The organism is Heyndrickxia sp. FSL W8-0496 (genome assembly GCF_038007825.1).
Lineage (GTDB): Bacteria > Bacillota > Bacilli > Bacillales > Bacillaceae_C > Heyndrickxia > Heyndrickxia oleronia.
The window spans coordinates 2,147,726-2,169,394 of sequence record NZ_JBBOXX010000001.1 but is presented as its reverse complement, the minus strand read 5'-3'; the positions used below and the strand labels follow the sequence as shown (position 1 = coordinate 2,169,394).

Annotated in this window: 21 protein-coding genes; 6 read left to right on the top strand and 15 right to left on the bottom strand. The window is 34.1% G+C overall.

Going from position 1 to position 21,669, the window contains the following annotated elements:
- Nucleotides 1-4: 4 nt before the first annotated feature.
- The 5 genes from NST63_RS10950 to NST63_RS10930 all read right to left on the bottom strand — a co-directional run bounded on the left by NST63_RS10950 (nucleotide 5) and on the right by NST63_RS10930 (nucleotide 5,279).
- Nucleotides 5-787, bottom strand: coding sequence for a class I SAM-dependent methyltransferase (locus NST63_RS10950; protein ID WP_341042085.1), 783 nt, complete (start codon nucleotides 785-787; stop codon nucleotides 5-7).
- Nucleotides 788-866: 79 nt separating this feature from the next.
- Entirely contained in the window at nucleotides 867-1,301 is a 435-nt protein-coding gene (locus NST63_RS10945) for a BrxA/BrxB family bacilliredoxin (RefSeq protein ID WP_341042084.1), read from the bottom strand.
- 143 nt (nucleotides 1,302-1,444) lie between these two features.
- Nucleotides 1,445-2,569: a conserved virulence factor C family protein gene (locus NST63_RS10940; protein WP_341042083.1), complete on the bottom strand. Its 1,125-nt coding sequence runs from the start codon at nucleotides 2,567-2,569 to the stop codon at nucleotides 1,445-1,447.
- A 164-nt stretch (nucleotides 2,570-2,733) separates the two neighbouring features.
- Nucleotides 2,734-4,638 (bottom strand): ABC-F family ATP-binding cassette domain-containing protein, encoded by a 1,905-nt coding sequence (locus NST63_RS10935; RefSeq protein ID WP_212942765.1) that lies wholly within the window; start codon nucleotides 4,636-4,638, stop codon nucleotides 2,734-2,736.
- Complete coding sequence (locus NST63_RS10930) at nucleotides 4,635-5,279, bottom strand: HD domain-containing protein (protein WP_212942766.1); 645 nt, start codon at nucleotides 5,277-5,279, stop codon at nucleotides 4,635-4,637. The genes NST63_RS10935 and NST63_RS10930 overlap by 4 nt, the downstream gene beginning before the upstream one ends.
- A gap of 167 nt (nucleotides 5,280-5,446) precedes the next feature.
- Between NST63_RS10930 and NST63_RS10925 the strand changes: the two genes are divergently transcribed.
- Nucleotides 5,447-7,102: a glutamine--tRNA ligase/YqeY domain fusion protein gene (locus NST63_RS10925; protein ID WP_212942767.1), complete on the top strand. Its 1,656-nt coding sequence runs from the start codon at nucleotides 5,447-5,449 to the stop codon at nucleotides 7,100-7,102.
- Nucleotides 7,103-7,380: 278 nt separating this feature from the next.
- Nucleotides 7,381-8,643 carry a SulP family inorganic anion transporter gene (locus tag NST63_RS10920; RefSeq protein WP_341042082.1) on the top strand — a complete coding sequence of 421 codons (1,263 nt, stop codon included), beginning with the start codon at nucleotides 7,381-7,383 and terminating at the stop codon, nucleotides 8,641-8,643.
- 282 nt (nucleotides 8,644-8,925) lie between these two features.
- Here the strand turns inward: NST63_RS10920 and NST63_RS10915 are convergent, their stop codons facing one another.
- The 6 genes from NST63_RS10915 to mntR all read right to left on the bottom strand — a co-directional run bounded on the left by NST63_RS10915 (nucleotide 8,926) and on the right by mntR (nucleotide 16,562).
- Nucleotides 8,926-9,780, bottom strand: a complete 855-nt coding sequence (locus NST63_RS10915; protein ID WP_212942771.1) for an amidohydrolase family protein — start codon at nucleotides 9,778-9,780, stop codon at nucleotides 8,926-8,928.
- 9 nt (nucleotides 9,781-9,789) lie between these two features.
- A complete protein-coding gene (locus NST63_RS10910) occupies nucleotides 9,790-12,855 on the bottom strand; it encodes a GNAT family N-acetyltransferase (RefSeq protein ID WP_341042081.1) in 3,066 nt (1,021 codons plus the stop codon).
- A 243-nt stretch (nucleotides 12,856-13,098) separates the two neighbouring features.
- A complete protein-coding gene (locus tag NST63_RS10905) occupies nucleotides 13,099-13,602 on the bottom strand; it encodes a hypothetical protein (protein ID WP_212942775.1) in 504 nt (167 codons plus the stop codon).
- A gap of 34 nt (nucleotides 13,603-13,636) precedes the next feature.
- Nucleotides 13,637-15,325 carry a formate--tetrahydrofolate ligase gene (locus tag NST63_RS10900; protein WP_341042079.1) on the bottom strand — a complete coding sequence of 563 codons (1,689 nt, stop codon included), beginning with the start codon at nucleotides 15,323-15,325 and terminating at the stop codon, nucleotides 13,637-13,639.
- Nucleotides 15,326-15,399: 74 nt separating this feature from the next.
- Nucleotides 15,400-16,074, bottom strand: a complete 675-nt coding sequence (locus NST63_RS10895; protein WP_341042077.1) for a class I SAM-dependent methyltransferase — start codon at nucleotides 16,072-16,074, stop codon at nucleotides 15,400-15,402.
- Nucleotides 16,075-16,136: 62 nt separating this feature from the next.
- Nucleotides 16,137-16,562, bottom strand: coding sequence for a transcriptional regulator MntR (gene mntR, locus NST63_RS10890; RefSeq protein WP_058006426.1), 426 nt, complete (start codon nucleotides 16,560-16,562; stop codon nucleotides 16,137-16,139).
- A gap of 377 nt (nucleotides 16,563-16,939) precedes the next feature.
- Here mntR and cspD point away from each other — a divergent pair, with 377 nt between their 5' ends.
- Nucleotides 16,940-17,140 (top strand): cold-shock protein CspD, encoded by a 201-nt coding sequence (gene cspD / locus NST63_RS10885; RefSeq protein ID WP_058006427.1) that lies wholly within the window; start codon nucleotides 16,940-16,942, stop codon nucleotides 17,138-17,140.
- Between the two features lie 29 nt (nucleotides 17,141-17,169).
- Here the strand turns inward: cspD and NST63_RS10880 are convergent, their stop codons facing one another.
- Both NST63_RS10880 and NST63_RS10875 read right to left on the bottom strand, forming a co-directional pair.
- The gene (locus NST63_RS10880; protein WP_058006428.1) at nucleotides 17,170-17,400 is read right to left on the bottom strand and encodes a zinc-finger domain-containing protein; all 231 of its coding nucleotides are present in this window, start codon (nucleotides 17,398-17,400) and stop codon (nucleotides 17,170-17,172) included.
- Between the two features lie 79 nt (nucleotides 17,401-17,479).
- Nucleotides 17,480-18,133, bottom strand: coding sequence for a reverse transcriptase-like protein (locus NST63_RS10875; RefSeq protein WP_212942781.1), 654 nt, complete (start codon nucleotides 18,131-18,133; stop codon nucleotides 17,480-17,482).
- 280 nt (nucleotides 18,134-18,413) lie between these two features.
- Here NST63_RS10875 and NST63_RS10870 point away from each other — a divergent pair, with 280 nt between their 5' ends.
- Complete coding sequence (locus NST63_RS10870) at nucleotides 18,414-18,812, top strand: reverse transcriptase-like protein (protein ID WP_212942782.1); 399 nt, start codon at nucleotides 18,414-18,416, stop codon at nucleotides 18,810-18,812.
- A 4-nt stretch (nucleotides 18,813-18,816) separates the two neighbouring features.
- Nucleotides 18,817-19,740: a DMT family transporter gene (locus tag NST63_RS10865; protein ID WP_341042073.1), complete on the top strand. Its 924-nt coding sequence runs from the start codon at nucleotides 18,817-18,819 to the stop codon at nucleotides 19,738-19,740.
- A gap of 20 nt (nucleotides 19,741-19,760) precedes the next feature.
- On the opposite strand, the gene NST63_RS10860 is transcribed toward NST63_RS10865, so the two are convergent.
- Complete coding sequence (locus NST63_RS10860; RefSeq protein WP_078110802.1) at nucleotides 19,761-20,042, bottom strand: DUF6123 family protein; 282 nt, start codon at nucleotides 20,040-20,042, stop codon at nucleotides 19,761-19,763.
- A gap of 267 nt (nucleotides 20,043-20,309) precedes the next feature.
- Between NST63_RS10860 and NST63_RS10855 the strand changes: the two genes are divergently transcribed.
- A complete protein-coding gene (locus NST63_RS10855) occupies nucleotides 20,310-20,453 on the top strand; it encodes a hypothetical protein (protein ID WP_341042072.1) in 144 nt (47 codons plus the stop codon).
- A 268-nt stretch (nucleotides 20,454-20,721) separates the two neighbouring features.
- Here NST63_RS10855 and NST63_RS10850 read toward each other — a convergent pair whose 3' ends face one another.
- A complete protein-coding gene (locus NST63_RS10850; protein WP_341042071.1) occupies nucleotides 20,722-21,624 on the bottom strand; it encodes a 5'-3' exonuclease in 903 nt (300 codons plus the stop codon).
- Nucleotides 21,625-21,669 lie beyond the last annotated feature (45 nt).

Below are 21,669 nucleotides of genomic sequence, written 5' to 3'. Positions count from 1 at the left end.
CCTTCTATTTTGTTTCAAGTTCAATTACTCCATAATGAAATTTTGCGGACTTTCTAATATTGACATGGAATCCATACATTTGAAAATTGGGGGAGCGAAAATGATCTTTTAGAATGATTCGTTTTTTTGCGACTCGCTTTGCCTCAGAAATTAGCCCCTCATTCAATGAAGAATAGGAAGCAAATTGCCGTAACCCTGATATGCCATCAGATGATAAAATTGCATCTTCAAACATTGGATCAAAATAGACGATATCTACACAATGGTCTGGTAAACCTTTTAAAAACTCTAAGTGATCTGCATGATTTGTTTCTATTCTCCTCATGGCATGATTCATTTCTTCTATTTCCGATCGCCACTGTGTTAATCCATTTTTCACAATATAATGCAAATAAGGATTGGCTTCAATTGCGATGACCTTCCCTGTATTTCCAACGATGAAGGATGCAACAATACTGTCAGATGCGAGTCCCATTGTACAATCTAAAATCGACATTCCAGTCGATAATTGACAGGCATCGATAAATGGATCTTTGTCACCCTTTTTTAATCTTTTAATTCTGAAACTTGCTGAATTAGGGTGAAAGAAAAACGCTTGATCTGAAGCGAAAGGAACTAATTCCAGTCTTTCTTTTCCTACAATCAGACAATCACAGCTATATAAGTCATGTAACCTTTTTACAGATTGCTTGTTTCGGGGAATATATCGTAATAGTAGTTCAGCTGCAATTAATTTTGCCTTCTCTATCATTTTTTTATCCGTTCGTCCTGCTGTTGTTACAATCATTTTTTCAACCTTCATTCAATACTATATTTAATTCACTATTTTTCTATAACAAAAAAACAGGGTGTAAATAAACACCCTATTATAAATACTTATCAAATGCAGTTGTCAAATTACTTACTATCTCTTCCACATCATGATCCTCGATTTCATCTCTCGGAATGAAATGAACAACTTCTTTACCATTTAGTATGGCCATAGATGGAGAGGATGGTTCAAAACCAGTAAAAAATTCACGCATTTTTCCTGTCGCTTCCTTATCTTGGCCAGCAAATACAGTAACTAAATGATCTGGTTTTTTTGTACTGCTTTGAACAGCAGAAACAGCTGCAGGGCGAGCCAATCCAGCTGCACACCCACATACAGAATTAACAATCACTAATGTTGTTCCTTCGACAGTATTCATAAAATTTTCTACTTCTTCTTCCGTAGTTAGTTCTTTGAAACCTGCATTGACTAATTCTGCCCGCATAGGTTTTACTATTTCTCTCATATATTCTTCATATGCCATTGACATATTATTCAGCCTCCTATTCGCTTTTACACTCATTTAATATGGATTTCTTTTAACAATAGCTTATGTCCTACAATTCGAACAAATTTTTTCATTTAACTCTTCTTTTTGAAAGCAAGAAAGTCAATGTTTTTGGTAGTATACGTTTAACTATTTTTTTGACGGGCTTCCAACATTTGCTTCCAAATTGATCCTTTAGCTTGCTCTCCACCTTCTATTCTTTCAATTGCCATCTTCACCTGTAACTGAACTTCAAATTCCGAATCATTTTCTGCTTGATGTAACGCAGAAAGTGCTCTTTCATCTCCTTCTTCATATAAGAACATCGCAGCTCGCCAACGTACTATTTTACTCTTATCACTAAGCGCCTCCATCATTGGTTCTATTGCTTCTTTGAAACCAAGATCTGATAAAGCGTCCCCTGCTGTTCTTCTTACCGTTACAACTTTATCTTTTAAGCCTTTATATAATAAGGGGAGAACTTGTTTATCTTTTATCATCCCAAGATAAACAACTGCTAATCTTCTAATTGAAGATTTTTCATCTGCTAGTGCCTTTTCTAATAAAGGGAGATCTTCTACTGTTGGCTCTTCCATTTGTTCGAGAAGCTGATATCTCTTTCTCCAATCAGGATCATCTAACATTTCCGGGGTAAGTTTTATAAGTTTCTTCAATTGTTTAGAACTTTCAGGGTTCTTTGCCATTTCAACGAGATTTTTCAATCTATTTTCTGGGTATGCAGCTAAGAGTTCTTCAACTACATCTTCACCGATCTGTTGAAGATCACCGTAGCGAACACCATATTCTTGCCATCTTCTTAATAGTACATAATTATCTCCCTCTAGCTGAGCTTCATTCATCGCTTCTACAAACATGCTTGGAAGACCAAATCGCTGTTCATGTTCCCCATCTGTAAGCTTTACTTGCAAAGGAATTCCTTTAAACATTTGGACATGAACATTAACCTCTCCAAAATGCTCATCTACGATCTCATGGTCTGCTTGATTTCCATCCTCTTCCCCAAATACTTCCCTTACTTTTGGTAAGATTTGTTGCCAATCAACTTTTCCATTTCGTTCAACCGCAAGGAAATCTGCTACGTGGTACACACCTTTGACTCCATCAATTTCTAGTATAGCTTTAATATAGGCTGGCGCATCTTCAATCTGTTCTTGTTTATAATTATTGCTTTTACCTGCAGGGAGCTCCTGATCTAATATTACTTTCATTGTATTTGGACTCGGTGTAGGTTCAATAGAAATAATGTTCATGAATCAATATCCACCCTTCTCTTTTTTCTTATCCCCATTTTAACATAAGAGAATTTTATCTTGTTTTAATTCGCACAAACTGTATTAGATAGCTTAATCTTTTAAAACGCTTCAAATAAATTGTCTAAATCAATACCAATATTAGTTAAAAAAACAATAGTAAATTATGAGGAGAAGGATTCGATGAGTTCAGATAAATAGCTCCATCTTTCAATTAACTGTTCAAGCTTCTCATTTTCAACGTCAATTTCCTCTGTCAATGCTTGAGCCTTTTCAAAATCACTCCCAACCTGATTTAATTGATTTTGTAGTAATTCAAGTTTTGCTTCTGTTTCTGAAATTTTGGTATCAATCTCATCCCATTCACGTTGCTCATTATAGGATAATTTTTTCTTTTTAGCCGGTTTATTTTGTTCAATCGCTGACGTGTCTTCTTTTACTTTTTCTTTTACTTGCCCTGACTTGATAGTCTTCACAGATTGCTCCAAATACTCACTATATGTCCCATAATATTTATCAATCACTCCATCTCCTTGAAACACAAGAAGCTGTTCAGCAGTTTTATCAAGAAAATAGCGATCATGCGAGACTGAAATGACAACACCAGGGAACTCTTCTAAATAATCCTCTAAAACCGTTAAAGTCTGGGTGTCTAGATCATTCGTTGGTTCATCCAATAGGAGAACATTCGGTTTTCCCATTAATAGTTTTAATAAATACAAGCGACGCTTTTCTCCACCTGATAATTTTCTAATAGGTGTACCGTGGGTATGCATCGGAAATAAAAATCTTTCTAGCATTTGCGCTGCAGAGATGGTTTCCCCATCCTTAGTCGTTACAACGTCCCCATATTCCCTTATATATTCTATCATTCGTTTCGATTCATCTAACTCTTCATTTTGTTGCTGGTAATAGGCGATTTTCACCGTTTGACCTGTAATAAAACTACCTTGATCCAACTCAATTTTACCAGCAATCATATTCATAAGCGTTGATTTACCACTTCCGTTTTTACCAACAATTCCAAAGCGATCCTGAGGTTTTACTAACCAATTAAAATCTTTTAAAATCATTTGAGTCGGATACGATTTATAAGCATGTTGAAATTCGAACACTTGTTTACCTAACCGACTTCCTTGGATAGCAATGTCTACGTTTTCTTTTGCTGGAACATTTCCTAAGTTCCCTTCTAATTCTTCAAATCTTTGTATTCTTGCTTTTTGTTTCGTAGAACGTGCTTTTGCTCCCCGTCTCATCCATGCTAATTCTCTTCGATATAAGTTTTTTCTTTTTTCTTCTGCTTGGATATTTTCTTCATCACGCCTTGCCTTCGTTTCGATAAAGGATTGATAATTTCCTTGATAAGCATATAAAGAACCGTGATCCAATTCAAAAATTCGGTTCGTAACATGATCGAGGAAATAACGATCATGAGTGACTAATAGAACTGCACCTTGATATTTTGCTAAATACTCTTCTAACCATTTGATCGATTCATAGTCTAGATGATTGGTTGGTTCATCTAAGATTAATAAATCTGGTGTTTCAATAAGAACTTGTGCTAAAGCAACACGCTTTTGTTGTCCTCCAGACAACTCTCCAATTTTTCTATAAAAATGATCAATACCTAATTTGGATAAAATAGTTTTTGCATTTGAACTTGCATCCCAAGCATTTTGTGCATCCATATCAGCTTGAAGTTTAAATAGCTGTTCTTGGTATACTTGATTTTCCGGTTCCTGTTCGAGTTTTATAAGAGCGGTCTCATATTCTCGTAACAGCTTCATTATCGCCGCTTCTCCTTGATATACCTGTTCTAAAATAGAAAGTTCGGGATTTAAATCTGGTTGTTGTGATAAATAGTTGATTGTGTAATCATTCGGGTGGATTAATTCACCTGTATCTGGATCATCAATTTTTGCAATAATTTTAAGCAGACTAGATTTTCCGGTTCCATTTACACCAATGAGACCCACTCTTTCTTTTTCATTAATATGAAATGAAATCTGTTGAAATAATTGTTTATCTCCGTAAGATTTTGAAAGATTTTCAACAGTTAATGATCTCATATGTCACCATTCCATTCTTTAAAAAATTGTTTTAAAAAGTTTTCTATCCACTGATGTCTTTCTTCGGCCAATTTTTTGGCAGTCTCGGTATGCATTCGATTCTTTAGTAATAATAGCTTTTCGTAAAAATGATGTATTGAAGTTGATTTACCCTTTCGATATTGTTCCACTGTCATGTTTTCACGTACTGAGATGTCTGGATCATATATTGGTTGTCCTTTTTTTCCTCCATAGGCAAAAACACGAGCAATCCCTATTGCCCCAATTGCATCAAGTCGGTCAGCATCGCGAACTACTTTTTCTTCAAAGGTAGTTAACTCTGCTTCATTTCCCCCTCTAAATGATAGCTTACTGATAATATTGATGATTTGTTGCCTTTGGACATCTGTTAGCTGAATAGAGGCTAAAAAGGAATGTAATTTAGTCATCCCTGCATGGATGTCCGTGTTTAATTTTTCGTCAGGTATATCATGAAGGAGGGCCGCCATTTCAATAATGAACAGATCTCCATTTGCTTCATTTTCAGCTATATGTAAAGCAAGTTTCCTTACACGGTTCACATGATAATAATCATGTCCACTGGTATCCTCGCCTAATTCTTTTTTTATAAATTGCTCTGTTCTCTTAATGATCTCTTCCAAATAGTTCTCTCTCCCCTCACATCCATTTATTTTACCATGTTTTCAATATATAACATAAAGAAGAACCCTTTTCTTTACATATTCTTAAGAGAAATGTTTACTGTTTTGTTTTGTTTGTTATAATATTAGAATATGCAAAATGAATGTGTTAGAAGGGTGATTAATTAATGGAAGAAAAAACGACTCCGTCCAATTTTATAAAAAATATTATGGTGGAAGATTTACATAACGGAAAACATGATACAATTGTTACTCGTTTTCCTCCTGAACCAAATGGTTACTTGCATATCGGTCATGCAAAATCCATCTTTATTAACTTCTCTTTAGCAGATGAATTTAATGGCAAGACAAACCTCCGTTTTGATGATACAAATCCTTTAAAGGAAGATATAGAATTTGTTGAGTCAATTAAGGAAGATGTAAAATGGCTTGGCTATGAGTGGGAAAATCTTCACTTTGCCTCCGACTATTTTGAAGAAATGTATAAAAGAGCTGTGCTTTTAATAAAAAAAGGACTTGCCTATGTTGAAGACTTTTCAGCTGATGAAATTAGAGAGCATCGTGGTACATTAACAGAACCTGGAATAGAGAGCCCTTCAAGAAACCGTTCAATCGAAGAGAATCTTGATTTATTCGAACGAATGAAGAATGGTGAATTTGCCAATGGTGAAAAAGTATTACGTGCAAAAATTGATATGACTTCCCCTAATATTAACTTAAGAGATCCAGTTCTATATCGTATCTCACATACTAATCATCATAATACAGGAGATAAATGGTGTATTTATCCGATGTATGCATTTGCCCATCCAATTGAGGATGCTATTGAAGGAATTACTCATTCACTGTGTACGGTAGAATTTGAAGATCAACGACCACTTTACGATTGGGTAGTTAAAAACTGTGAAATGGAAGCAACTCCTAGACAAATTGAATTTGGACGTCTAAATTTAACGAATACAGTCATGAGTAAACGAAAACTAAAGCTATTAGTTGATGAAAAAATCGTTGATGGCTGGGATGATCCTCGCCTGCCAACCATTTCTGGTTTACGTCGCAGAGGCTACACACCTGAGGCAATACGCGCCTTTTGTGAAGAACTTGCGATTACAAAGGGCAGCGGTGCAGTAGATGTTCAAATGCTTGAGCATTTTATCCGTGAAGATCTAAAATTAAAAGCACCTCGTACAATGGCAGTATTGAAACCATTAAAAGTTGTCATTACTAATTATCCAGAAGGACAAGTAGAGATGCTGGACGCGGAAATCAATCCTGAAGTTCCAGAAATGGGAATGAGAAAAATTCCATTCTCTCGTGAGATTTATATTGAACAAGAGGACTTTATGGAGGATCCGCCAAAGAAATATTTCCGCCTTTTCCCTGGGAATGAGGTACGTTTAAAACATGCCTATTTCATAAAATGTGAAGAGGTCATAAAAGATGAAAACGGTGAAGTTATAGAATTACGTTGTACTTATGATCCTGAAACAAAGAGTGGCACTGGATTTACAGGTAGAAAAGTAAAAGGTACGATTCATTGGGTCGAAGCTTCAAAAGCAGTTCCTGCTGAGTTTCGTTTATACGATTCATTAATATTAGACGAGGAACTAGATGAAGATGGCGGAACATTCCTAGATCATATCAATCCAAATTCATTGGAAGTTGCCCAAGGCTTTGTAGAACCAAATATGGCTGATGCGAAACCATATGATAAATTTCAATTCTTCAGACACGGGTATTTTAATGTTGATCCAAAACATACTACATCTGATTCAATCGTCTTTAATCGTGTAGTATCATTAAAGAGTTCATTTAAATTATAGTTTCTTCATTTACTTTGTAAGAAAAAGCATTAGGATATTATTAATGTTCTTCGCAATCAAACGTAGATTAGAAAATGAAGAATACACACACCAAAAACTATATGTGAAAAGTAATATTTTTAAGATAAGATCCAATTTATACTAACAATAATAAGTGGCTTGTATACAAAGAACTTAATTTCTTGTAGACAAGCCTCTTTTTCCCCATCATCCTACTCATAAATCCTTGTATTTCGAATATGTTTTTAAAAGGACAAACTATAGAAAGGAGAACATTTGTGGCACTAAAACATACATCGATTCCACATTTTAGAAACCACCATATTCGTCATTCCTTTTCAAGTGATCTAACTGCTGGTATTATCGTTGCCATACTGTTTATCCCACAAAGTATGGCTTATGCGAATCTTGCAGGTGTCAATCCTGTATATGGCCTATATGCAGCCATTACTTCTTTATTAATATATACATTACTCGGTTCATCCAAATTTTTATCTGTAGGCCCAACTTCCATCATCTCTCTTATTGCTTTTGCAGGAGTTTTTTCAATAGCAAAACCACAGTCTCTTCATTTTTTTGAAGCAATGGTACAACTTACTTTTTTAGTAGGAATCATTCAAATTCTATTAGGGATTTTTCATGTAGGCAAATTAGTTAATTACATTCCTAAACATGTGATCAGTGGGTTTATTTCTGCTGCAGCGGTTATTATAATCCTTCATCAAATCGATGTTTTATTAGGTATAGAACGGATTACACAAACTAATGTTCTTAACTATATGTTTAAATTGTTTACAAACCTACCTTCTATTCATCCAGTCACTACCTTGATTGGTATAGGGAGTATCATTATATTAATAACCCTAAAGAAAACCACTAGCATTTCACCTGGACCATTATTACTTGTTTTTCTTTTTCCAATCATAAATAAAATGTTTTTATTACCCTACCATACAGCTATAGTTGGCTATATTCCTAATGGGCTTCCTGAATTTATACTTCCTAAAATAAATTTGGAAGATATGAAAGCACTCATACCTACAGCATGTATTATCGCCTTCATTTCCTTTCTAGAATCATATGCAATCGCCCATTCTATTGCAGAAAAGGAAAATCAACTAGTTCACCCTAATCGGGAATTGACTGCATTAGGTTCAGCAAATATTTCAAGTGCTTTTGTCGGATCGATTCCAGTTGCTGGTGCATTGTCCCGGACAGCTGTTAACTATCAATCCGGTGCACAAACTAAACTTGCAAACATCATTTCTATGTTCATGATATTAACTACTCTCCTCTTTTTCACATCTATATTCTATTATTTACCACTTGCTACTCTAGCAGCTGTGATAATTGTTTCCGTCTACCCTTTAATAAATCTTAAAAGGATGATTTTACTATTAAAAAATAAGCCCCTTGATGGATTTAGTTTACTTATTACATTTATTTGCACATTATTCGTTGGTATGATCCAAGGATTTATTATTGGGTTAACACTGGCAACTATAAGTTCTTTATTTCAGTTAAATAGAGTGAAAAACTAAAAAGGGCTATGAATACGGAACTTCCATATTCATAGCCACTCTTTATTACCTACCTTAATCACTATCCTCAGACTTAATCCCTTTTACTTTCTTCACCTTTTCCTGTTTATAAGTTACAAAGAAATAAATAGACAAGAAGAAAAGGATGAAAGGAAAAACACATAAACCATTATTGTTATTAGGATACGGTGAAAATGTTTCAATTAAATACATAAACATTACTAATGAGAACTTAAAGCAATGGTACCACTTACTAGTTTCATCTTTTGTATCCCCTTATCGTTACTCTATAATGTTTCTTAACCGTGGAAACACTTTTAAAGCATTATTGTAAAAAACATCTTCGTGAAATCTTTCTGGTATCAGATTCTTTACGAATTCAATATAGGGTTTTACCGGTGCTAATGGCCAATCCGTCCCAAATAATAATCGATCATAATGATCACAATAAACTAATGCATGACGTAAATGGTCTAAAAAGCGACCTTCCGAATAACTTTTCAACTCTTTTTCGGTACCAACAATTAATCCTGATAAATCAGCATACATATTTGAATTTTTATAAACAACTTCTGCCCCTGTTAATACCCAGGGATCACCGAAATGAGCCATGATAAAACGGATATTTCGGTACCGAACAGCTACTTCATCTAATGTGAGTGGATGAGAATATTTCAGTAAACCACGCTCAGAATAAGTATCCCCCGTATGAAAAACAACCGGAACATCATATTTTTCAGCAAGTTCATAGACTGGATGATATACTTCATCATAAGCATAGAAAGGATAATAACCCAAATATATCTTTAATCCCACTACATTTGGTTTTTGGAGCTCTTTTTCTAGAAATATTAGACTTTGGTCATTTAAAGAATATGGATTAATTCCTGCACAGTAAACGATGTTATTTGGTAGCTCAGTATCTAAATCTAATCCCATAGGGGTCATTGCTTCGGGATCCGGGAATCCTATCCCTGTTGTTTCTGTTAACCCCATGCCTATACCTAGGACAACTCCAGCTTCAGTAAATTCCTTTACAATCCCAGATTTTGAGTAATCAACATGTGATTGCTGATTAGCGGTTTCATGGAATGAACGAATATTGGAGAAATGGATATGTGCATCAATAATTTTCATAACTTTCTCCTAAAATTTAATGGTTTTTAAACTTTCAATCGCTTCTTTTTCTATCGGCGTTCCTGGGAATAACATAAAAATTGGTTCCGTTCTATGATCTTCACCTGGATTAATATTTAAATGAGAAATTGTAGCTGCTAGGGCAAATTCTTCGCTAAAAATACATTCTGAATCTGCCTTTGAATTTGCCGAAAATACTTGCATCCATTCTGTTTGATCATGATTAGAAACTAGATAAGGATTGCTAGAACGGAAGATATGTTCTTCTGACCCCGCTTTGAACCATTGGCTTCCTTTAGTATCAACTAATTGTGCCATTGTATGGTTAATCGATCCTTTCTTTAACCAAAATTCAGTATAAAGTGATTCATGTATTGAGCGATGGAGATGAGCTAATTCTGTAAAATGAACGATAATTGGCACACCTGGCAAGGTTAAATAATATTGAATACTTCTTAATCCTTTCCATTTTTCATGTTTTTCAAAATTCGTATGAATAGCCAACCCTTCCCATACATTCCCGTGCTGATCCGTTTTCTTCACAAATGTTGTATAGGATTGTTCTTTTAACCATGAAAAAAGACTAATCCCATTTAAAGATGACTGTACTCCACCCCCCCAAGGATTCCACCATGCTTTTGGTTCAGGGACTGGAAAGCTAGAATCTAACCACTCTTGGTCTTTATATTTAATTGAATATAGTGTTGGAAAAAATCTCGTTGATGCCCGTATAGTTAAATCACCATTCGTTAACTTATAAATAGATTGTTCTTCCTCTTTGGTTAACTGAATTTTTGTTTGATCTTGTTGAATAAATAACATTGAACCTTGTATTTGCTGCGAATCACTTGCCAATGAATAGTGAATAGGAGTAAACGCTTTTTTCTTTGTTGGAATTTCCAATTGAATATCCTGATTATTTTCTTGATGTATCTCCATTTGATGGATTATTTCCTGTCCTTCTTCAATGGATAGTGTTCCGTGAAAATATCGATTTTGGATTCTTTTTAATTGTACCGCCATTTTATCTTGATCCGCTAAAACTAAATTAGTTGTCGGAGTAGATAAATTTACTTCTTTATTGATGAGCATTGTTTCACGTAAACCGGTCGCAAAAAATTGAAAGTCTTCAACAGATTTAATTGCCCCAACCGCTATATGGATAGGACTCGTTCTTATTTTCCCCTTTACTTGAAGCGTTTCTATCTTCTCTTCTACATATAGTAGCCAACCATCAAAGCCTATTTTTGCATTTTTACTCCAAGATAGACCATGAGGTTCATTTAGGTCCTCTGAAAAAATCCAATTCTCCGAAACTTCATTACTATTTAATTGGCTGAGATCCGTCATTTTAGCATCGTTAAAATATATAATATTATTGTTTAAAGGGACATATGTTTGATTAAGTTCATGTCTAATGGGTTGGTATACATAAAGTTCATGCAATTCATCCTGGGAACCATTTTCAATTTCTAACCAATATTTCAATAGCCCTTCTCCATATAATTCAAAGCAAGCTATTAGTTTTAATTTTGATGGCTTAGAAATCTCATAAAATAATTTTAATGTTGACTTTTGCTCATCCTGATTCCAGTCAAAATGACTTGCCTCTTTTTTCGAAAGTTCTCCAATATAGGGTTTACCAAATTTCGGAGGAAACATCACTGTTCTTTGAATAAGATTTTCCTCAGAACCAACTGTCATTGCATTGTCTCTTTTTCTTATACGCAGTTTATAGTAGCCATTTTGTAAGTAATAATATTCTTTATCATACCCACATGCTTTAACGCCGAAATTTGGAAGAGAAAATGCAACTGGTTCTGACCATTCGAAGGTCTCATCTTCTGTTTTCACCGTTACTTTACATTCAGCCTGTATAAATCCATATTTATTGATTAAAAATGGAACCTCCAATAGTCCAATTTCCTCAACAGAATTTGTGATAATTGGTTCCGTCCACTCCAGCCAGGAATTCTCTGGTAATTCAAGTGAGATTTCAGCATTCTGTTTTAATTGATTATCAATCTCTAAATAACAGATTTGCCTTTTATTGGTTTCAAATTTTTTCGGGTGGTACACCCATTTTAACTTCATCGCTTTTTTCGGGTAGGTTCCTAGAGCCATTATAGATCTCAGCCCATTCATTTGAATATTTAATTCTGCTTTAGGATGTGTAACCCACTCGTTCGGTTCACTTCCATCATAGATGGATACAGGTATATCTATATGGTATTGTTCTTTGACGTTTACTTGTTTATAAGTAGCATGAACATGAATTCGTTCATTTTGCAATCCGTTCACATCGATAGTCAAAGCCTCATTCGTTTTATTTTTTACAAAAACCTGTAAATTTGCATCTCTTCCCTCAATCTTTGAGTGACTATCCATCTTAATTTCTAATAAATAGTCATTTGTTTCAATGAGACGAATTCCTCTTCCACTCTTTTCAATCTGAACCCTGACATAGTACTGTTCATTCTGCCAAATATATTCAAAAAAAGTAAATCCATTCTCTTTCGTTCCATCAGGTTTTACTTCAATAACTCTCTTATTATCTTTATACCAATCTAAGTGTTGAAAATATGGTTTTAAAAGTTCATTTTGCAAGACTAATGGGATAAAATTCATGAGGTGAGTCGTTTCATCTCGGTCCTCCCAAAAGAAACCACATTTTTTATAAAGAGGTACTGCCTTTACATTTCCTGCCCATGTATATAGATCAATCCGCGGCCATCCGAGTTCAACTGTTTTTTCAACAGCTTTCAAAACTAATTGCTTACCAATCTTTTTCCCCTGATAATCTGGATGAACATTTAATAATCGAATATAAAGAGCTTTGACATCTTCTTTATATTCAGATATACCACAATACCCCACTACCTTTTCATTATCTAAAGCAAGGTATAAAAACAAATCTTCTGAATTAGCTTCTTTTTCAATGACTTGCTCTTCAGTCATGATACTAGCATCTCCGCCCCAGCCCTCACGACTTTCATTCCACATATCAGCAATTGATTTAGCTAATCCTTCATGGTATTTTACAATTTTTATACTATCTATGGTTGATTGGGTCATTTAATAGCCTCCTTAAAAAAATCCCTTCAATTTAAACTATGGAGAATCGTCCTTTAATCTTTTTAAAGACTTTTTTGAGTGCTGCATCATGTCAAACTCCTCCTTTTTTCTTTAAATTTGGAAGTTTTTTCTTCCTTTTGTAATACTAAAGGATTACTCTTTCTTTGTAAACACTTTTCTGAAAAATATATACGTTCTGAAAAATAATCATACAATTATTGTTTTCAATAAAAAAACAGGCTTTTAGCCTGTTCCTGTTAATAACTTTTTGATTGTTACAATGGAATAGTGAAACATCTCTACTAAATCATCTACCATCTCTTCTGTCATCGTACGAGAAAATCGAATCGTCATTTCTTCATGTGAACCATGTAACGTAGATATGATTTGTTTTTCCTCATATATATGTTCTGGACCCCAATGGGACTTGATGGAGTGAAAAAAACCCTTCGTATTTTCACTCGTATTCCAAGAAAAAGAAATGGCTATATTCGCTCCAAACATACTTTGATTTTCAATATTTAATAATTCGGAAGCTAATTGATTTAAATTTGCTTCAAGTGATATATTCGCCTTTATAGATGGCTGATCGACAAGTATATAGGTTATTTCATACCGTCTTACTATTTTCGCTAAATCTACGATATCATTCCGTTCAATTATTTTTAATTCCCCACTTAAATCTAAATCGTATACTGCTCCTTCCAATATTACTTTCAAATTATCATATGCTGTTGGATCGAACATAAAGTCACCTCTACTAAATTAAACGCAGGTAAACTTAGAAGAGTCCCATGGCTCTTCCATTTGCGTCAACGTCCATCTGATAAGCTGCTGGTTTTTTAGGTAAACCTGGCATGGTCATTACATCTCCAGTTAATGCAACAATAAAACCTGCTCCCAATTTTGGTTTTAGTTCACGGACATGAATAGAAAAATTTTTGGGACGACCTAATTTACTAGGATCATCAGATAATGAATATTGTGTTTTAGCCATACAAACAGGTAGATTTCCCCAACCGAATTTTTCAAATTCGATTAATTGTTTTTCGGCTTTAGAAGAAAACTCTACATCCGTGCCTCCATATACTTTTTGTACAATCGTTTTAATCTTCTCCTTAATTGGTAATTGAAGATCATATAGATATTCAAATGTTTTATTATTTTTTTCAATTTCCTGGAGCACTAACTGTCCAAGCTCGATTCCGCCTTTTCCACCTTTTCCCCATACCTCTGTTAATGCAACAGGAACGGAACGCTGCTGACACCAATCTGTAAGTACAGCTATCTCATCCTTAGTATCTGTCGTAAACCGATTAATAGCTACTACAATCGGAAGACCATATTGCTGAATCGTTTCGATATGCTTCTGTAAATTTTCAAGGCCTAGTTTTAATGCATCTAGGTTTTCTTTCTGTAACTCAGTTTTTGGTACTCCACCATGCATTTTTAGTGCTCTAATTGTGGCAACAATAACTACTGCATCAGGCTTAATATTTGCTGCTCTAGATTTAATATCTAAAAATTTTTCCGCACCTAAATCAGCTCCAAAACCTGCTTCTGTTACAACATAATCCGCTAATTTCAAAGCAGTTTTTGTTGCCATGATGCTATTACATCCATGGGCAATATTAGCAAATGGGCCCCCGTGAACAAGTGCTGGAGAATGTTCGATCGTTTGAACTAAATTTGGTTTTAATGCATCTTTTAATAGTAGTGTTAGTGCACCTTCAACACCTAAGTCACCAACTGTGACTGGTTCTTTTGCAATATTATAGCCTACCACCATTTTCGAAAGTCTTAGTTTCAAATCATCTATGCTAGAAGACAAACAAAGTACTGCCATAATTTCTGATGCTACAGTAATATCAAAACCATCCTCACGTGGAACGCCTTGTGTTGGTCCACCTAAGCCAATTACAATCTGTCGTAAAGCACGGTCATTCAGATCTAATGCACGTTTCCAAACGATTCTTCTTTGATCAATTTGTAATAAGTTCCCTTGATGGATGTGATTATCCAATAGGGCCGCAAGTGCATTATTGGCAGTCGTAATCGCATGTAAATCACCTGTAAAGTGAAGGTTAATATCCTCCATCGGTAGTACTTGTGCATATCCTCCGCCTGTTGCTCCTCCTTTCATTCCCATTGTCGGTCCTAAGGAAGGCTCTCTTAAGGCAATTAATGTTTTTTTGCCAAGCTGATTTAATGCATCACCAAGACCTACAGTAACTGTCGATTTACCCTCTCCAGCAGGTGTAGGATTGATGGAAGTGACTAATATTAACCTTCCATCGCTTTCATTTTGTAAACTATGTATTTTTTCATAAGTGATTTTCGCTTTATATTTCCCATAATAATCAATATCGTTTTCAGAAAGTCCAATCGATTTCGCTATATCTTTAATTGGTAGTAAACTAGATTCCTGTGCAATTTCTATATCTGTTTTTACTCGTTTGTCTGTCCCCATTTTTCTTCCCCCAATCAACTTTTGATTCATCAATATTTTAACATTCCTCTGTAACAATTTGGTTAAAAGAATAACTATTTTACTTTTAAAATGAATATGGTCATGAATGATAAAGCTTGCTTTAATTTATTCGATAATCCCGTTACATGTCTATCTGTGACTTCTTTTTTATATACTTCTTTTTCCGCAATAAGTTCCCAACCATTTTCCGTTGCCAATTTTAAAAATTCCCATGGCATCATTGTATTACAAATGGTGTCTTTTCCTTCTAGCCTTGAAAAACTATTTATCCGTGGCATTGCCGTAGGGCCTAGTATGCCAAAGCAGCCAAACCCATTATCTTTCATCACCCTTTTTACTTCATTTAATGCATCTAACGGTCTTTCAGTCCATTCCAAAGAATTAATGGCCATCATTCCAGTAAATTCTTCATCATTAAATGGAAGGTTTAGCATATCCCCTTGATAGAAAATCAAATGGTTGGTTTCCTTTTTTTTCGCATACTGAATCATCTTTTCCGAAATATCTATCCCGCTGACGTCGTATCCCTTTTCAAAAAGTAAATAGGATCCAAAGCCATCACCACAACCTAAATCAAGAAACTTACCTTTAGGAATATAATTCTCAATAAACGGGATAATTTCCTTCCTACTTCCGTTTAACCACATATTTAAACTTTTAGAATGCCAAGATTTTGCGCGCTCATCCCATTGAAATTGAGACGTGTCCGTCCAAGAAAATGATTTCATCACTTACCTCCTTGACCTTAATGAAGAGTGATAGAAAAAAAGAACCGGTTAACGGTTCGATTTTATACCTCTTTTTCATTCTTTTCTTGTAATTGTTTAAGCACTTTCGCATGTTCTGGATTCTCTTCAAAAAATTGGACTAAATCTCCAATACGATCAATGGAATTCCAACTAAGATGATGTTCGATTCCTTCAACATCTTGATATATATTTTCTTCTTTAACGCCTATAATAGTAAGAAATTGTTCAAGTAGATCATGTCGGTCTACCAAACGTTTTCCAATCTTTTTCCCTTTTTGTGTAAGAACTAAACCACGATATTTTTCGTAAACTAAATATTCATCCTTATCAAGCTTTTGGACCATTTTTGTCACTGATGAGGGGTGAACAGATAGAGCATCCGCAATATCCGATACTCTGGCATATCCTTTATTTTCAATTAATAAATAAATTTGTTCGATATAGTCTTCCATACTTGGTGTAGGCATCCCTAAACCCCCATTATATAAAATAAAAAGTTAAATCACAATTCAAATATATCAATTATGTATATAGAATAAGATCAAGAGCATAAAAATAAAATTCTATTTTTATCTTCCATAAAAAGTTTACTATAATTACAATAATTAAACAAGAAATCCTATGTTTTAGGCAATATGGCATTAGCACAAATCACTTATCAAAAAATTCATAAAATTTTATTTTTAACAAAATGTTATCTTGACGCACTGAATGACATTGGTGTATATTAAATTTAACATTAATAGATATAAATATTTCTTATTATGGAAATCTTTATGACTCATTAATGGACTATATTTTTTCTTGGCACTTTGTGCTGTAAGATTTAGGAGGAATAAGAATTATGCAAAACGGTAAAGTTAAATGGTTTAACAACGAAAAAGGCTATGGTTTTATCGAAGTGGAAGGCGGAGATGACGTATTCGTTCACTTCACTGCTATTCAAGGTGAAGGCTTCAAGACTCTAGAAGAAGGCCAAGAAGTTTCTTTTGAAATCGTAGAAGGAAACCGCGGACCTCAAGCTGCTAATGTTACAAAAAAATAATCAAAAATAAATGATATGGCTGACTTCTGTCAGCCTTTTTGGTTTTGATTCATATGCGCCTCGGCAGTTTGACCATTTTTGTGATTAAGTAGTGCTTCTCCATATTTCTTTATTTGCTCCCCAACTGTACACTCACGAATACAAAATTGATGTGCGTATCCTTTATTATATTCCTTCCTCAAAGCTGATTTAACAAAACATCCTTCACAATATGTGCTTATTATAGTATTCATATCCTCTAAGATGGTTCTTCGATTCATCGTCTCAACCTTTCATTATATAAAATGGCCCTTTTGGTATGGATTTTAAGTTCTGATTCCAATATCCATTATCTAACATTTATAATTCAATTTGACTATGCACGATCTTATTATTAAGTGCTTGAGATGCTAATTGGTCGGCTTCCTTATTATCACTACGAGGGATCGGCTCATAAATTGGTTTTATCCCTAATTTCTTTATTTTTGATTCAATTCGATCCAGCCATTGATTTAAAACCTTTTCAAAGCATGGCCATTCTCCTGATAATTGCTTCAATACACCATGCGAATCCCCTTTTATTGTACATGGCATATGGCGAATATTTAACTCTTCCAATAACATAATTGCATTATAAAGTGCTGCATATTCTGCTTCATTATTTGACTCAAGTTCTTCCAATCGATAGTTCGCACGTACTCGAAAATGTTTATCACCTTTATCATAATAAATCACTATTCCGATTCCTGCTACCTTTTGCTTAAGGTCATATCCTCCATCAAAATAAACAATAATATTGCTGGGCTCCAGTTCAATTGCTTTTTTCAATTTTACATATTCTTTTTTCGTCCACTCATTTCCCATTTCATCGAGAATCGTTATATCTACTGTCCGACCCGTTTTAATAAAATCATCCATTAACCGATCGATAACTTTTTCTGATATCCATTCCGTTTCTAATAAAATCGTATCCATTTTAGGTGCTTTATATTTCCAAAGAATTTTATAATTCATAGCAAATCCCCTAATTAATTATTAATTATGTTTTAATGCCCTTGTTTAAACTTTTCCTTTTATTGTCGCTTACATTCATATTACAATAGAGAGAGTTCCTGGAATTTAAATTATTCCGTAAGGACGATAAATCCATCATTCATCCTACAACATAGATATTCTCTCTGTACTTAAATAGATAATATGGAAAGAGACTAAAAACAATGTTTACTTAATGATACTATTTATTTACCAATTGGTGATATATTATTACTTTTACAATTGATAGGAGTGGTTAGTATTGGTGGAAGTCTATATTGATGGAGCAAGTGCAGGAGACCCAGGGCATAGTGGTGCTGGAATCTTCATTAAAAATAATGGTCAAGTTGAACGTTACTCTTTTCCCTTAGGGATTCTAAATAATCATGAGGCTGAATTCCATGCACTTATTAAAGCGCTAGAGATCTGCCAATCAAAGAAATATTCGATTATTTCTGTTCGATCTGACTCCACAGCAGTTGTGCATGCTGTTGAAAAAAAGTTCGCAAAAAAAGAAAAATATCGAGTATTACTAAATCAAGTATTATCATTAACAAAAACATTTGATTTGTTTTTTATTAAATGGGTACCAAGTTCTGAAAATAAAACTGCAGATGAATTAGCACGTCAAGGAATACGTTTAAATAAGGATTTGAGGTGATAGTTTGAATAAAAAATTCACAGCTGAAATCTTACTACTATTTGTTGCATTTATTTGGGGTGCAACCTTTGTCATTGTACAAAATGCAATTGATATTTTACCCCCCCTTCTATTTAATGCTATTCGTTTTATGATTGCAGGAATAATCATTCTTATAATATATTTAATTAGAAAGAAAAAAAATAAAATCCCTCAAAAAAACGCATTTATAGCAGGTGTTGTTTTAGGAAGCTGTTTATTTATTGGTTACTCACTACAAACAATAGGATTACTCTATACAACCCCTTCTAAAGCTGGCTTTATTACAGGTTTAAGCGTTGTAATGGTTCCATTACTTTCTTTTTTTATTTTGAAAAGTCGGCCATCACCTACAGCGATACTAGGGTCGATTGCTGCTACAATTGGATTATATTTATTAGCAGTAAAAAATACTTCTCCATTTTCAATTGGTGATTTTTATGTTTTACTTTGTACATTTGGCTTTGCTTTCCATATTATCTTTACGGATCGTTTTGCAAAAAAATTACCCGTATTGTTGCTCACAACTATACAACTTTTCACTGTAGCATTTCTTTGCTTAATAAGTGCATTCATATTTGAAAATTGGGAAATCATATTAAATCCAGAGCTTTACAATTCTTCGTCATTATTATTTGCACTATTTATTACTGCTATTTTAGGAACTTCAATTGCTTTTTTTATCCAAACGTATTCCCAAAAAGCTACTTCACCCACAAGAGTTGCGATCATTTTAGCCATGGAACCTGTTTTTGCAGCTATAACATCATTTTTATGGATCAATGAGCGTTTGAGTATAGGAGCGGTAATTGGTTGCATTCTTATATTATTTGGCATGATCATAGCTGAACTTCCAGTAAGTAAATGGGGGATATACCCATTTAAGAAGAAGCAGACAATTCCAAAATAAAAGAGGGCGTCATGCCCTCTTCATGCAGGTAATAAGCCGATCTCTCTAACATATGTATATGCCTGCTTCCTTGTTTCAATATTTTTTCTTTTAAACGTTTCCAATAAAGATATATAAAAGCTGCCATCAAAGCTTTTTTGTGTTTTTAGTGTTATTTCAATCGCAGCCTTTATGCTTTGATCTGATGCAGCGGTATATTGTTTACCAAAATAGATAAACCCGATGACATCCTCCTCAAATTTAAAACCTTTATCCCTTAAATAAACTAGGTACTCATCTAATGAAGTTTTTCTTGAATCCACTTCTTTCTCCTCCACTCCCCGAACATCCTTTATTATTGTACAGTATTTTTAATTTGGTGACTATATGAATGTTTTAAATGTAATGGAAATTGGGAAACATCCTTTCAGGATCAGCTAGTTCCTACTCTTTTCATCTATTCTTTAGATTTGCTCAAGACAATTTATTACAAAGTCCAGCTTACTAGCGTACAATTTTTTCTTTTTTTAACGGCAAATTTATATATTTCTATTTATATTGGGAAGTCTACATTTACGGAGGTGAGTTTATTGGGTAGAAGAAAAAAAAATAGTAAGGAAAAAGTTACACCTGGTTCACACCCCTTAGGTTGGGGTCAAGAGAACATAGAATTTTCCGAGGAATTTCAGCCAAATTCACAAACCTCAATTCAAAAGAAACCAAATAAAGTGTGAAGATAGAATCGTCTCTTGTGGGATCAGACTTTGACTTTTAGACGCGCTGTTTGCGTTGTTGCTTTTGAAAAGTCCAATAAAGGATATCAGCTGTTCTTATAGTGATTGCAGTTCTAGCGATCTTCAGCGGATATTTAGTAGTTAATCTTTTACTTAAATACTAACAATGTTTGCGAAAAGAGCCTTTAAAAAAACATCAAAAAAACCGAAAAGCCGGAATTAAGTGCTTTTCGGTTTAAATTAAATCTCCAAATAGAACAAATTATCTTTAAGCAAGTTCAACCTGTTCCAACCATTTACTTTGAATCAAGTGACGTCTTATGCTTTTTAATTCTAATTCATCAATCATATCTATAAATGAGTTCGGGATTTGTTTTCTAATCACGGTTTCAAGAGAAAATTCAATTGGCACTTCACAATGAATTCTTGCTAATTTTCTTGAAAGATGAAGCATTTCCATATCCTCTTCAATCTTTTTTCGTTGACCTGGTGTTAACTGCTCCAAATTCTTTAGCAATTCATCGATCGTACCATATTCCTGAATAAGCTTCATCGCAGTCTTCTCTCCAATTCCCTTGACACCTGGATACCCATCACTTGTATCTCCCATTAATGCTTTAACATCTATAAATTGATTAGGGGTTATTCCCATCTCTTCTATAAAGCTAGTATGAGTATAATGATTATAATTTCCAAAGCCCTTTTGAAGAATTTGAACCTCGATATTTTCATCTAATAGTTGCAATAAATCTCGATCACCCGTTAATATAGTTATCTTGGCATCATTTTGCATTCTTTTGGCGATAGTTCCTATACAATCATCTGCTTCATATCCTACCACCCCATGATTGGTTAAATGAAAAGCCTCTACAACTTCCTTAACTAAATCAAATTGAGGAATCATCTCAACTGGTGGTGCGGAACGATTTGCTTTATATCCATCAAACATTTCATTCCGAAATGTTTTACTTCCCATATCCCAGCATATTGCTGTATGGCTTGGCTCAACAGCTTCTAAGGCAAAAAATAAATGCCGCATAAATCCCTGAACAGCATTGGTTGGCATTCCTTTTGAATTAATCATAAATTGGCCAGTAACGGAAGTGGCATAAAAAGCTCGAAACAATAATGCCATTCCATCAACTAATAATAAATTTGGTTTATTATTCATATTTTCACCTCTATTTTCTTTACGTTATCTTTATTCCATTTTATA